General features: G+C 72.5%; 15 protein-coding genes. 3 read left to right on the plus strand and 12 right to left on the minus strand.

All coding sequences use genetic code 11. From position 1 onward, the window contains the following. Nucleotides 1–39 precede the first annotated feature (39 nt). Nucleotides 40–1,125, plus strand: a complete 1,086-nt coding sequence (locus ACZ6K0_RS31400; RefSeq protein ID WP_469228101.1) for an amidohydrolase family protein — start codon at nt 40–42, stop codon at nt 1,123–1,125. A gap of 24 nt (nt 1,126–1,149) precedes the next feature. On the opposite strand, the gene ACZ6K0_RS31405 is transcribed toward ACZ6K0_RS31400, so the two are convergent. Next, a complete protein-coding gene (locus ACZ6K0_RS31405) occupies nt 1,150–1,716 on the minus strand; it encodes a GNAT family N-acetyltransferase (protein ID WP_469228098.1) in 567 nt (188 codons plus the stop codon). After that, on the minus strand, nt 1,713–3,875 hold the full coding sequence (locus tag ACZ6K0_RS31410; protein ID WP_469228096.1) for a penicillin acylase family protein: 2,163 nt from the start codon (nt 3,873–3,875) through the stop codon (nt 1,713–1,715). The genes ACZ6K0_RS31405 and ACZ6K0_RS31410 overlap by 4 nt, the downstream gene beginning before the upstream one ends. An 89-nt stretch (nt 3,876–3,964) precedes the next feature. Between ACZ6K0_RS31410 and ACZ6K0_RS31415 the strand changes: the two genes are divergently transcribed. Further along, a complete protein-coding gene (locus ACZ6K0_RS31415) occupies nt 3,965–4,684 on the plus strand; it encodes a siderophore-interacting protein (RefSeq protein ID WP_469228094.1) in 720 nt (239 codons plus the stop codon). Between the two features lie 328 nt (nt 4,685–5,012). Continuing rightward, nucleotides 5,013–6,032: an SCO1860 family LAETG-anchored protein gene (locus ACZ6K0_RS31420; protein WP_469228092.1), complete on the plus strand. Its 1,020-nt coding sequence runs from the start codon at nt 5,013–5,015 to the stop codon at nt 6,030–6,032. A 218-nt stretch (nt 6,033–6,250) separates the two neighbouring features. Here ACZ6K0_RS31420 and ACZ6K0_RS31425 read toward each other — a convergent pair whose 3' ends face one another. The 10 genes from ACZ6K0_RS31425 to ACZ6K0_RS31470 all read right to left on the minus strand — a co-directional run bounded on the left by ACZ6K0_RS31425 (nt 6,251) and on the right by ACZ6K0_RS31470 (nt 12,636). Continuing rightward, a complete protein-coding gene (locus tag ACZ6K0_RS31425) occupies nt 6,251–6,625 on the minus strand; it encodes a hypothetical protein (RefSeq protein ID WP_469236197.1) in 375 nt (124 codons plus the stop codon). A gap of 153 nt (nt 6,626–6,778) precedes the next feature. After that, nucleotides 6,779–7,048, minus strand: a complete 270-nt coding sequence (locus tag ACZ6K0_RS31430) for a hypothetical protein (protein ID WP_469236198.1) — start codon at nt 7,046–7,048, stop codon at nt 6,779–6,781. A 104-nt stretch (nt 7,049–7,152) separates the two neighbouring features. Then, nucleotides 7,153–7,491: a DUF3263 domain-containing protein gene (locus ACZ6K0_RS31435; RefSeq protein ID WP_469236199.1), complete on the minus strand. Its 339-nt coding sequence runs from the start codon at nt 7,489–7,491 to the stop codon at nt 7,153–7,155. Beyond that, nucleotides 7,488–7,640: a hypothetical protein gene (locus tag ACZ6K0_RS31440; RefSeq protein WP_469236200.1), complete on the minus strand. Its 153-nt coding sequence runs from the start codon at nt 7,638–7,640 to the stop codon at nt 7,488–7,490. The genes ACZ6K0_RS31435 and ACZ6K0_RS31440 overlap by 4 nt, the downstream gene beginning before the upstream one ends. A gap of 68 nt (nt 7,641–7,708) precedes the next feature. Further along, nucleotides 7,709–9,028, minus strand: a complete 1,320-nt coding sequence (locus ACZ6K0_RS31445) for an Eco57I restriction-modification methylase domain-containing protein (RefSeq protein WP_469236201.1) — start codon at nt 9,026–9,028, stop codon at nt 7,709–7,711. A gap of 101 nt (nt 9,029–9,129) precedes the next feature. Further along, nucleotides 9,130–10,134 carry a hypothetical protein gene (locus ACZ6K0_RS31450; protein WP_469236202.1) on the minus strand — a complete coding sequence of 335 codons (1,005 nt, stop codon included), beginning with the start codon at nt 10,132–10,134 and terminating at the stop codon, nt 9,130–9,132. Next, complete coding sequence (locus ACZ6K0_RS31455) at nt 10,131–10,418, minus strand: hypothetical protein (RefSeq protein WP_469236203.1); 288 nt, start codon at nt 10,416–10,418, stop codon at nt 10,131–10,133. The genes ACZ6K0_RS31450 and ACZ6K0_RS31455 overlap by 4 nt, the downstream gene beginning before the upstream one ends. 84 nt (nt 10,419–10,502) lie before the next feature. Beyond that, entirely contained in the window at nt 10,503–10,982 is a 480-nt protein-coding gene (locus ACZ6K0_RS31460) for a hypothetical protein (RefSeq protein ID WP_469236204.1), read from the minus strand. A 36-nt stretch (nt 10,983–11,018) separates the two neighbouring features. Beyond that, a complete protein-coding gene (locus ACZ6K0_RS31465; RefSeq protein ID WP_469236205.1) occupies nt 11,019–11,582 on the minus strand; it encodes a cell envelope biogenesis protein OmpA in 564 nt (187 codons plus the stop codon). 283 nt (nt 11,583–11,865) lie between these two features. Beyond that, complete coding sequence (locus tag ACZ6K0_RS31470) at nt 11,866–12,636, minus strand: hypothetical protein (protein ID WP_469236206.1); 771 nt, start codon at nt 12,634–12,636, stop codon at nt 11,866–11,868. Between the last annotated feature and the right edge of the window lie 31 nt (nt 12,637–12,667).

Here is a 12,667-nt window from a genome sequence, read left to right on the forward strand (position 1 = left end):
GGACGACGGCCCGGGCACCCGCCCTCGTACAGTGCAGACATGAGCGATCACGCGGTGCTGCATGTGAAGGGGCGGGTGCTCGTCGGCCCTGAGGACGTACGGGACGAACTCTGGTGCGTCGACGGGCGGATCACCTACGACCGGCCCGCCGCCGAGGCGGTGACCGTCGAGGGCTGGGCGCTGCCCGGCCTGGTCGACGCCCACTGCCACGTCGGACTCGACCGGCACGGTCCGGTCGACGAGGCCACCAGCGAGAAGCAGGCCCTCACCGACCGGGACGCGGGCACGCTGCTGATCCGGGACGCCGGTTCGCCCTCCGACACCCGCTGGATCGACGAGCGCGAGGACCTCCCGAAGATCATCCGCGCGGGCCGGCACATCGCCCGCACCCGCCGCTACATCCGCAACTACGCCCATGAGATCGAGCCCGCCGACCTCGTCGCGTACGTCGGCCGGGAGGCCCGGCGCGGCGACGGCTGGGTCAAGCTCGTCGGCGACTGGATCGACCGCGAGGCGGGCGACCTCACCGCCTGCTGGCCGCGCCCCGAGGTCGAGGCGGCCATCGCCGAGGCGCACCGGCTCGGCGCCCGGGTCACCGCGCACTGCTTCGCCGAGGACTCGCTCCGGGACCTCGTCGAGGCGGGCATCGACTGCGTCGAGCACGCCACCGGCCTCACCGAGGACACGATCCCGCTCTTCGCCGAGCGCGGCGTCGCCATCGTCCCGACCCTGGTGAACATCGCGACCTTCCCGCACCTCGCGGACGGCGGCCAGGAGAAGTTCCCGCGCTGGTCGGCCCATATGCGCCGGCTGTACGAGCGGCGGTACGACACCGTCCGCGCAGCCTTCGACGCGGGCGTCCCCGTCTTCGTCGGCACCGACGCGGGCGGCTCCCTCGCCCACGGGCTCGTCGCCGAGGAGGTCGAGGAGCTGACCCGGGCCGGCATCCCGCCGATCGACGCGCTCTCGGCCACCGCCTGGGGCGCCAGGGCCTGGCTCGGCCGCCCCTCCCTGGAGGAGGGCGCCCCCGCCGACCTCGTCGTCTACGGCGAGGACCCGCGCGCGGACGTCCGCGTCCTCGCGGCGCCGCGCCGGGTCGTCGTCAACGGCCGGGTGGTGGGCTGACCACCCCGCCGGTCAGCGCGCCGGTCAGCGGGTGAGGAAGGCGAGCCGCGCCCGCTTCTCCGGGATGAAGACCTCCGGCAGGTCCACCTCGGGCAGGACGACCTCCGGGCCCAGCGCGAAGCCGAGCCGGACCATCCGGGCGATCGCCTTCTCGTTGGCGGCGTCCGGCTCGACGACCACACGGGTGTGGTCGCGCAGCGAGAAGTCGATCAGCACCCCGAGGAGCCGCGCCGAGAAGCCCGGCTCGGGGGAGGCGCTCGGGGCGAACATCAGGTGGACGCCGATGTCGCCGGGACGGACCTCGTAGCACTCGCTGACCCGGTCGGCCTCGGGGTCGTACGTCTGGAAGAGCGCGACCGGCTCCCCGTCCCGGCTGACCAGGTAACCGTGGTGCGTGGTCAGCGAGTCGAGGTGGGCGTAGATCTCCCGCACCTGCTCGACGGTGGTGCCGCCCATGCCCCAGAAGCGGGCCCGGTCCTCGTTCACCCAGGCGTGCAGGAGGGGGGCGTCCCGGTCGGGGTCGACGGGGGAGACGCGGACGGTGCCGAAGCCTTCGACGGCCTGCTCGTACACGCTGGTGGCGGTGGTCATCGTGATTCCTCGTGCTCTGCGGTGTGTTCGGGGGCGGGTTCGGGGGCGAGTCGGTTCCAGTCGGTGGTGACGGGGGCGAGTTCGCCCCGCAGCCACAGGGGGAGCTGGTCGCGGTGGTGCGGGTCGCCGGGCACCCCGGACGCCCCGAACGGCACGATCCAGCGGCTCCGTTGGCGGTCGGCGAGGTCCCAGACGTAGCGGGCGGCCGAGGCGCGGGCGCTGCGGTCGGTCCAGCCGGGCACGCTGGACGTGGACAGGACGCAGTCGTGGTCCCCGGCGAGCCCCGGCCACTGCGCGTCGTCGGCGTCGGGGAGCGCCTGCCAGGGCGCGAGGCGGTGGGTCACGGCCCAGGCGGCGGGCGGCTCGCCGGCCCCGGTCTCCTCCAGGGCCTCGCGCACGATCCGGTCGACGTCCCCGGCCGGCACGGGACCGGCCGTGAGCAGGGTCTCCAGGGCGAAGGCGACCCGGGGCCCGAGGGCCAGCCAGGGGCGGAACAGCTCGGGGTACGGGGCGGGTTCGCGCAGCGCCGCGAAGGCCTCGTGCCCGGCGAGCCGCCGCACGACGGCGCCCCGGACGGCCGCGTACAGGCCCGCGTCGGTGCTCTCCGCCGCCATCCGCCGGTCCCAGCCGAGGAGCCGCCCGCGCACGGCGGACGCGGCGGGGGAGAGGCCCTCGGTCACCCGCCGGACCACCGCGAGGAGGCGGGCCGCCGAGGGGTTGTCGGTGTCGGTGTGGACGGCGGTCGTCGTCTCCGGGGTCCACTCCGCCGAGGCGCCGAGGAGCGCGTCGATGCGGGCCGCCCGGTGCGGCGGGGCGAACTCGACGCCGAGGGGCGCGGCGAGCCCCCGGGCGTTGGCCATGACGGCGTGGCCGCGGACCTCGGCGCGGGGCAGCGGCGCGGGCCCGGGCTCCCAGGCGTGCGCCGGCTCCCAGGCGGGCACGAGCCGCAGCGAGTTGGCCCGGTCCCGTACGGGTACGTGGCCGGCGACCCGGTGCAGCAGGCCGCCGCGGGTGTCGGCGGCCTGGACGACGTTCACGGGTTCGACCCAGCCGTCGAGGGCCGCGTCCACGTCCGCGACGGTCCGGGCGCGCAGCAGCCCGGGCAGGGTGCCGAAGCCCAGCTCGCCGGTGACCCGGGGCGGGTACCGCAGACTCACCGCCTCCCACGTGGCGGCATCACCGGCGGCATCCCCGGCGCCATCGGCGGCGATTTCGGCGGCGGAACCGCCGGGGGGTTCGTCGTCCGTCCCGATGATCACGGGGCCCCGGTCCGTCTCCACCACCTCGATCACGACGGGCTCGCCGCCCGCGACCTCGATCGTCTCCGTGTGCGCCGCGGCCGGGCGCCAGCCCTCGGGGCCGAGGGCCTCGACGCCCCCGCCGGGGAGCCGGCGGAGCCGCTCGCGGTACAGGTCCTGGTAGTCGGCCATGGCGTTGGTGATCGCCCAGGCCACCGAGCCGGTGTGGCCGAAGTGGGCGAGCCCGGGGACGCCGGGCACGGCGAGTCCCACCACGTCGTACGCGGGGCAGGCGAGCCGGATCTGCTGGTAGACGCCCGGCGCCTCGATGAACCGGTGCGGGTCGCCGGCCACCAGGGCCGCGCCGCTCGCGGTCCGTTCGCCGGACACCACCCAGCCGTTGGAGCCCGCGGTGCCGGGGCCGTCCGTCGCGAAGAGCTCCGTCCACTCCTCGCCGAGCCGCGCGGCGACCTGCTCCCGCCACAGCTTGGTGGGGAAGCCGGCGAAGAGGATGTGGGTGGAGAGCCAGACGGCGAGCGGGGTCCACGGCTCCCACCGGCCGGGCGCGAGGCCGGTCTCCGCGAACTCGGGTGCGCGTCGGGCCCCGTCGGCCAGGCCGGCGTTGACCCCGTCCACGTACGCCCGGACCCAGGCGGCCGTCGGCGCGTCGGAGGCTTCGAGCCGCTCGTGGCAGCGGCGGGCGGTGTCGGCGAGCCGGGCCCGCCGGGCGAAGGCGTCCCAGCCGAGCTCGCCGGCGCCGAGGAAGGCGGCCGTGGTGCCCTGGGCCCGGTGCCGCTCGACCTCCAGCTGCCAGGCGCGGTCCCGGGCGGTCACCCGCCCCTGGGCGAAGGCGAGTTCCTCCGGATCCGCGGCGCGCAGATGGGGGACGCCCCAGGCGTCCCGGTAGACCTCGATGCTCACGGAGACCCCGCTCCCGTCCGTAACTTTTCCAGAACCTTAGGTTAGGCTGACCTAAGTAAATCTACAGGAGTCCAGGGGAGGAGATCACGGTGGGGCATGGCTGGCAGGGGGCGGTCCTCAAGCTGTTTCGGGGCAAGGACTTCACGTTCACGGTGACGGGGGCCGAGCAGGTCACCGAGGACTACCGCAGGGTGCACTTCACGGACGGCGGCCTGCTCGCCGCGGCCGGCATCCACCCGACGATGTGGGTCCGCCTCTGGTTCGACGACGCGGGCAAGCCGCACCAGCGCGCGTACACCCTGGTCGACCCCGACCTCGAGGCGGGCACCTTCAGCCTCGAATTCGCCCTCCACGACGGCGTCGCCAGCCACTGGGCCCGCACCTGCGCCCCCGGCGACACCGTGGACGCCACGCTCCAGGGCACCGGCTTCGAGGCGCCCGACCCGCTCCCCGAGCGGCTGCTCGTGGTCGGCGACCCGGCCTCCCTGCCCGCCGTCAACTCCCTGCTCGACGCGCTCCCCGGCGTCCCCGCCACCGTCTGGTTCGAGACGCAGCACGCCTCCGACGACGAGCTGCCGGTCCGCCTCGACCCCGACCACCACGAGCTGCGCCGGATCCCGCGCCAGGGCGGCGGCGCCGGGCTGATCGTCCGCGTGAAGGCCGAGCTGCCCGAACTCGCGGACGCCGCCTCGTACGTCTGGATCGCCTGCGACACCACGACGACCCGCACCCTCGCCGCGTACGCCCGCAAGGAGCTCGCCCTCCCCAAGGAGCGCGTCCACGCGCTCGGGTACTGGCGCGCGAGCTGACAGCGCCCGAGGCGTCGGGTTGACGATCCGTTACCCGAAGCCGCGGCGGCTCGTTTTCACCCTTCCCCGCGCTCCCCTGGATGCCCCTGGATGCGCCCGGATGCGTCCGCTCGTACGAAAGACGCGGGGCGTGCGGGAACGGTTGTGTCGAGAAGAATCGAATATGAACACGGAAACCCCCCTTTGGAGTGAACTCACGTCAGGCGACTGTCGGTTCACTCTCCGTGCGTAAAGATTCCGGTGTCTCAAGTCGCCGAGGCCGCGCCGACCCACCGTCCCCGTGGTGAGCGGCCGGCGACGCCATGTCTCTTGTGGGGGTTCCACCATCTTGAACAGCAACACCTTCCGCGCGCCCGTACGCCGCACCGCCGCCGCCGCGACCGTCGCCGCCCTGGCCGTCGGCCCCGTGCTCCTCGCGGCCCCGGCGGCGCACGCCACGGGCGGCGAAGGGCGTGCCACCGCCGTCGTCCTGCGGGCCGGCCTCGACGTCTCCCTCCTCGGCGAGACGGTGAAGGTGCCGGTGCGCGCCTCCCTCAACGAGGTCAAGGCACCCGAGACCGAGAGCGAGACCGCGCTCACGGTGAAGGTGCAGGGGGCCGAGGGCGGAGAGCCGATCGACATCCTCGCCGCCGATGTCGCCACCTCCAAGGCCACCGTGGACGAGGAGAAGGCCGAGGGGTACGTGAACCTGGTCAAGGCGCAGGTCCACGTCCCCGGCATTCCGCTGCTCTCCCTCATCGAGGTCGAGAAGGTCACGTCCAAGGCGCTGTGCGAGGTGGGGAAGAAGCCGGTCGCCGAGTCCAACGTCCTCGGGCACGTGACCGTCTTCGGCAAGAAGACCACCCTCTCCACCGCAGGCCGCACCCAGGTGACCGTGCCGGGCATCGGCCAGGTCACCCTGGACCTCTCCCGCACCTCCACGACCTCCCGCACCGCGGCGGCGACGGCCCTCGAACTCAAGGTGGAGGTCGACCCGCTGAAGCTGGGCGTGGCCAAGGTCGACGGCACCGTGACGCTCGCCGAGGCGACCTGCGAGACGCCCGAGGGCCCGGCCCCGACGGAGGAGCCCACCAAGGAGCCCACGGAGCAGCCGACCGAGAAGCCGACCGAGCAGCCCACCCAGGAGCCCAGCGAGCGGCCCTCCGAGCAGCCCACGCAGCGGCCCACCGTCGAGCCGAGCAGCGACGGCGGCGTGAAGACCAACAACGGCGGCACCACCCCGACCGAGAACCTCGCCGAGACCGGCGGCAGCTCCTCCACCACCTACATCGCGGCGGGCGCGCTCGCCCTCCTGGTGGCAGGCGGCGGCGCGCTGGCGGTCACCCGCTCGCGCCGCTCGCGCGGCTGACGGCCCGAGGGGGAGGCGCCGGGGGGTGCCGGAGACGTAGGGGAATCAGGGGAAGCAGGGAAAGAGGGGAAGCACGGGAAACGGGGGAAGCAGGGGTGGGGGGGGGGGGGGGGGGGGGGGGGGGGGGCGCCCCCCCCCCCCCCCCCCCCGCCGCGATGCCTCCACTCTACCCACATTCATAGTGTTAAGCAATTTCGGAGGGGTCGTGATCCGTCCCTCTAGCTCGCCGGAGGCCGTGGGGGCATCCATTTCTGGGCCGCAGGGCTCCAGCGGGCCTGCGAGAAGACCCTGTTGAAGTCCGGCATGTAGTCGGCCCCGTAGTCCACGGCGTCGGGCATGGGCTCTACTGGCACCCACCCCTCGCCGGGGCGGAGCGCGGCGAACCAGCCGAAGCTCACTGCGGCGTCCTCGCCGGGAACGAGGCCGGTCCACACCCCGCCGCCGCTGTGGCCGTGCCGGCCAGGGCAGATGGCCTGAGGGAGGCCCGTCCGCGGACAGTGGCTCTCCCGGCAGCCGGTGGTGTGCTCCGTACCGACCTGCGCGCCGCAGCCGATGCAAGGTTCACCGCGCGAGAGAGTGAGCTCGGTCGCCATCAGCGCCCCCCGTCCGGGAGATGCGAAGGGGAGAACGCGCGAACGCGCTCGGTCGGGGTGGGGCCGGTGGGGCCGACGCTCGACATGAAAGCACCTCTTGACGTTGGTGGTTGGGCGGGCGGGGCGCGGCTGCGCCCCGCCGGACGGTGGCCGCTACGCGGCGGTGCGGAACTCGATGCACGCCGGGAAGTCCGGCTTGATGTCCGGGCCTCGCCGACGCTGGGCCTTGATGGCGCACTTCATGCGCGCCTTGCCGTCTCCGGCCACCCGTTCCACGAGGAAGGCGCACGTCCCGCAGAGGGAGGTCGGCGTGGTGGTGCCCGGCTCCAGCAGCGGCTTGAGGGTGGCCGGGTGGATGCCTCGGTCCAGCTTGATGCGTATCGCTCCGCGGCCGACGATCGCCGGCGGAATGGTCAGACTCATGTGACTTCGTTCCTTCGAAAGGTGCTGATGGGGAGGGGGCGGCCCGGGCGGGGCGTCTGGCCCGGGCCGCGTCGCGGGAGTCGGTCGCGGCCGATGTGGCCGTGCTACTGCCGGGCGATCCGCTTGCTCTCCCGCACGGCCCGGAGGCGATTGACCATCACGGGGTGGCGGGCGAGGGCTGCTTCGCTGTCCAGCAGCCCGTTGAGCAGCTGGTAGTAGCGTGTCGGCGAGATGCCGAGGTCCGCTCGGATCGCCGCTTCCTTTGGACCTGGGGCGACGGCGATCGACCTGGGCCAGTATCGGTACTCGAAGTCCAGAAGGGCGGCGTCGCGCTCGCCAAGGGTCAGTCTGGCCGTGGGGGCATCCTCGGTCTCGGGTCTGCCGCCGCTCGCGTCTCCCGGCGCCGACGGGGGCGGCGGGACGGTGTCCGGTGACGTGCTCAATGGGTGCTCTGCCACTCGCCGAGGCCGATGGCCACCACGATGGCCAGGCACATCAGTTCGGCCTGGCTGTAGATGAACATCCCCGCGGCGGTCATCCATGCGAGGTAGCGGAAGGCGTCCAGCACGATGTTCGAGGTGCTCTTGCTCAAGGGGGTCACTCCACTGGAAAGGTGGGCCACTGCGGCGCACGACTCAAACCATAGATCAACTCATAGCGTTAAGCAATATCCGAGGTGGATTCGCCTCCCGTGCGGTACTTCTCGGCTCCCTGGCGCAGACGGTCGAGTGCCAGCCGCTGGTGGACCGCCTCCTCGATCGCCCTCCACACCAGGCCCTGGGACGGGTCCTCCGGAACCCCGGGCTCGCCCCGGTTGCCGCGGATGGCGATCACAGTCTCCCCCTGCGGGGGCCTCGCCCTGTGGACCATGATCAGCGTGGGCGTCCCATGACCGGGGATGTATGCGCCCGACGTGTCGATCACCCAGGCCAGGTCGAGGCGGGACAGGTACTGCTCGATGTACTTCTTGCCGAACTCGCGCTTCATGAACGAGTTGGCCGTGAGCTGGGCGACCGTTCCGCCCGGTCGGGCCAGTTCGGTCATCAGGGCGGTGAACGGCAGCGCGAGGCTGTACTTGCCGCTGCACACCTGCGGGTAGGCGCGCCGGATCTGCTCGCGCACGTGGGGGTCGCGGACCGTGATGTAGGGGGGGTTGCCCACCACCGCGTGGTAGCGGCCCCGGTGGAGCAGCGGCTCGTCGGTGTTGAGCAGGGCGTCGGCTGCAGCCACCCGCACGGGCCAGCCGGCGGGCACGGCCGCGATGGGGCCGCCCAGGATGTCGGCCGTCGTCGCGAGGAGCCGGTAGCGCGCCATGACGGCGGCATAGGGGTCGAGGTCGACACCGTGTACAGCCTGCAGGGCGCGTTCCAGGGAGTGTTCGATCGTGGCCCCGGCGTATGGAGCCCGCCCCCGCGGCCGGTAGGCCCGGATGCGGTGGAAGGCGGCGAGCAGGATGTGCCCGGTCCCGCAGGCCGGGTCGATCATCCGGACGTGGTCCGCGCCGATGTCGTCGAGCGCTGGCTCGAGGGAGAGATCGAGCAGCAGTTCTGCGACCCAGGGCGGGGTCTGGCACAGCGCTCTCGACTTCCGGGCATCGGCCGACAGCGCCTGGTAGGCATCTCCCAGGCGGTACCCGTCGATACGGTGACCGTCGTCGGCGATCGGCGCTGCGCTCCACATCCGAGCGATCAGCTCCCAGCCGGCCGGGCTGATCGAGTTCTCCCAGAGGGGAACGACCTGCGGATCGGCGAGCGGTTCGAGCGCCGGATGGGCGCCGGCCAGCGCGCCAAGGACGCGCCTGGTGTGATCGGGGCCGGCGCCGCCTGGGGACGGTGGGGGGACGAGGCTGTGTGCGGTGGCGTGCTTGGCCAGTGCGGCCGCGTGGGCCCAGGAGACGGCGGCCCGAGCGCCGACCTCGTTGGTGAGATCGGCGACCAGGCGCTCGCAGGCCCGGAGGGAGAGCGCTGTGGCAGAAGACATGGAGTTCCCTTCGCTCGGAGGCGGCCGCCGCGTCGGGTGTCGCGGAGACCGCCTCCAGGTTGTTCAAGTCGGTGTGGAGAGCGCGTTGGTGCGAGGGCTTCTCACGACCCGTCTGCTCTGGTGCTGATCGTGCTGATCCGGGCGGTCCGGCGGCTGTCGAGACCGCGGCCCTTGGGGCCGTTGACGTGCGCCTTGACTCTGACCTTGATCTTGGGGCAGGTCCCTCCTGCTTCGACGATGGCCTTGTGGTCGCGGGGGTTCGGGCACCGCCAGCTCCATCGGGCGTCGACGCTCCAGCGCAGCGTCTCGTCGGCCCACCTGCGGTCGTGCTCGGCCGGGACGTGCTCGCCGGTGTAGCGGGTCGCGGCCTCGCGGATCACGCGGACGTCCCGGAACTTGACGCGGAGCTTGCGGCCCTTGCCGCTCTTCCGCGCCACGGTCTGTTCGTCGTGCTCGAACGCGGGGCGCAGCGACCAGAACGCGAGGAGGAGGCCGACCAGGATGGACGCCGGGGGCGCGCCCCAGTGGGGGTGGTGCCCGTAGCTCTGGATCTTCGTGCTGACCTGAGGGACGGCCAGGACCAGTGCGTTGGGGGCGTAGGGGCAGCGGGTCCAATGGGAGGGCAGGAGGGGCGGAGGGAGGGCCTCGTACAGGTCGGGTGTGCTGGTGAGTGCGGTCACGGACAGCTGGAGCTGGTCCCCGCTTCCTGCGGATTCCCAGGCCAGGCCGTGGATGGGGAGTTCGGAGGCGGCGGTGATCGGGACGGGAAAGTGCACGACACCGACTGGGGCAGGGGCTTCGTCGGTGTTCTCCAGGAGGTAGCCGTCGGGGCTGGTGACCAGTTCATGGTCGGCCATGGCCGAGGTGAGGGACGGCGAGGCGACCCAGACTTGGGCCTGGTCGAGGTTCTTGGACATCTGGATGACGTGGTTCAAGTGGAGTTCGACGGCCTGCCGGTCGTCCCCGAAGTCCTTGCCGGTGCGGCTCAGGTTCATGGCCTGGATGAAGTCCAGGGCTACAGGGAGGCCGCGGACGGGCTTGCCGAAGAAGTCGGCGAGGTCGGCGCGCATCTGCTCGGCGGTCTCGGCGCTGTGCTCGATGCTCACGGGCTCACCTGCTCGGCGAGGATCAGCTTGCCGATGCGGGCGGGGTCGAGACCGTGGGCCTCGAACAGGCTGATGAACAGGGAGACGACCAGGTCGGCGGCGGGCTGCTCGCGCAGCGGGAGAGCGCGGTTGCAGTTCGCACAGTGGAGTTCGACCTCGTCGGTCTGGATGTCGGTGATCTCCATGCGCGTTGCGCTGGGGGTGTCGGCGTCGACGATGTTGATCCATGCCGTGGCGGCGATCGAGGGAGCGGTTTCACCGCACTCCGGGCAAGGGCCGAACATGATCAGTACCTCCGTGAGGTGGCTGGTGGGTGGGGCGGGGTCGGCGCCCGGCCTTGCGGCGGCCGGGCGCCGTGTGAGAACGGGTCAGCGGGCGGGCTGCGCCGGAAGCTCGGCGACCTGCTGTCCGAGGGTGGTGCGGAACGGGTAATGGACTGCGCCGGAGACGCCGGTGTCGCCGTCGGTCGGCGTGGGGTTCCCGTTCGCGTCGCGGTACTCGGCGAGTCCGAGGTCGACGAGGGAGCTTGCCGTCTGCCAGGTGACGTTCGGCGCCAGACGGCCGTCCGGTCCGACGTGGCGGGTCAGGGCGTTCAGCTGCGGCGTGCTCAGGACGGCTCTGCGGCCCTCCACCGTGATGAAGACCGGTCCCGCGGTCTCGGCGAGAGCGTCCTTGACCGAGAGGCGGTAGTTGTCGCGGTCCGGGCGGTAGGCGTATCCGTCGGTCAGCAGCGCGTGGAGGATCTTGTTGCTGAGCTTGTCGGGCAGCCGGCCGTTCGGGTCGGTGCACGCGGTCTTGAGATGCTTGATGGCCCGCGGTGTCGGGGGTTCGGGGGAGGTCGTGGTCATGGGAGGCGTCTCCGAGTTCTCGGGTCGGGCGGGGCGCTACAGGCCCAGGGCGCTGATCAGGGCCCGGAGTCGGTCCAGTTCGGGCCGGGGGTTTCTCCGGATGGTGCGGACACGGAGGACCGGGACCGCAAGGTCCACTCCCAGCAGCACGTTCGGCCGGTCCGGGGCGGTCTTGACCCGGTAGTGGGAGGTGTCGATCATCCAGGCGTCGAAGTCGTCGGCGGGACGTCCGGAGCGGGCGGAGTGGCCCTGGTCGGGTGCAATGTCCAGGCAGGGGCAGTTGGGGTCGTCGCACGGGCGTCCCGCCGGATGCTTGGCCAGCGGGGAACTGGTGCGATACGTCGCGGCGGTCCCGTTGAGCATGGGGCACCGCAGTTTGCTGTAGGCCAGGCACTCCGGGTGGAGTGCGGGCTCGGACGCGAAGCCGAACCGGACGTCCATCGGCCGGACAGCCAGGCAGAAGCGCTCCTCCAGTTGTTCCCCGCAGACCTGGCACAGCCGCTCGGACAGCGCCGTCTGGGCCTTGACGGCGTCGATGGTGCCGAAGGCGGAGTGCCCGCCGTGCTGGTACGAGATCCAGGGGACGACAAGGCCGCCCACGCGCTTCCGAGAGAGGCACCGGATGGGCACCGACGGCCCCGCGGCCTGAACGGCGCGCCCGTCTGAGGCCGGGCACCGCGGTGAGGCAGGGTGCTGCGAGGAGGCTTCGGGGATGGTGCTGGGCATGAGGATTCCTTCACGCTGGCGCGGTGCTGGGGCTGCCGATGAGCGGCGGGCGCCACCAAGTCGGGCATGGCGCCGGGCGCGACGATTACCGGGCAGGCGCCTGTGGATGGATCGGCGGCACAACAGACACATTACCGCTAGCCATAGACTTAAGCAATTACTTATCGGTGGTGATGTGGAGGGCGCCATCGCCCGCCGGGACCACCGCGTAGCCGCGATCGGCAAGGAGTGCCGCGCACAGGAGCCGCACCCCTCCTTCGACCCACAGGCTCGGGCCGCCCGCCGCGTGCGATTCCCACCACGACACGACCACCGTCGCGTCCCTGCCGTCGACGACGACACCGATGGTCCGCGGGTCGCTCCAGTCGGCCATCCGAACATGCTGGGCGAGCAGCTCGCGTACGGCGGCGCTGCGGCGCACCGTCGCTTCCTTGCGCTCGCGGGCTGCGCCCCTCATTCGGTGTGCGACTTCCGGGCTCACTGGCCGGAAGACCGTACTGCCGGAGCCCACGGAGGTGATCACGACCGCCCCCGTGGGTCCGACGGCGACGCGGGCGCTGCCGACGGCGGTGGCGAGCTTGAGAAGCTCGGCGCGGCGGGAGACCTGCGCCGTGCCGCCGCCGGCGCCTTGGCCGACCGCCAGCCGGAGGTAGTGGTCATGGCGGACGGCTTCCAGTGCGTGGCGGGCGTCGGCGAGTCGGCGCCCGAGCTCTGTGGCGCCCAGACCTCGGCCCGACGCGTACGCGTCCAGGCGGCGCAGCGCCTCGGCCCCGACATCGAGCGGGCTCCGGGCCCGGTCGGCCTCCTGCTGGACCGATCGGCGGATCCAGTCGATGGTCTCGCCGAGGTACGGGGCGGAGAAGGGGGCGCTGCGCAGCAGGCTGAGCAGGTTGTTCGTGTCCACTTCGGACATGACGGGGCTCGGCATGGCGTACTCCCGGGGGATGGGCGGCGGCGCG

The sequence above is a fragment of the Streptomyces sp. NPDC042346 genome (genome assembly GCF_055581845.1).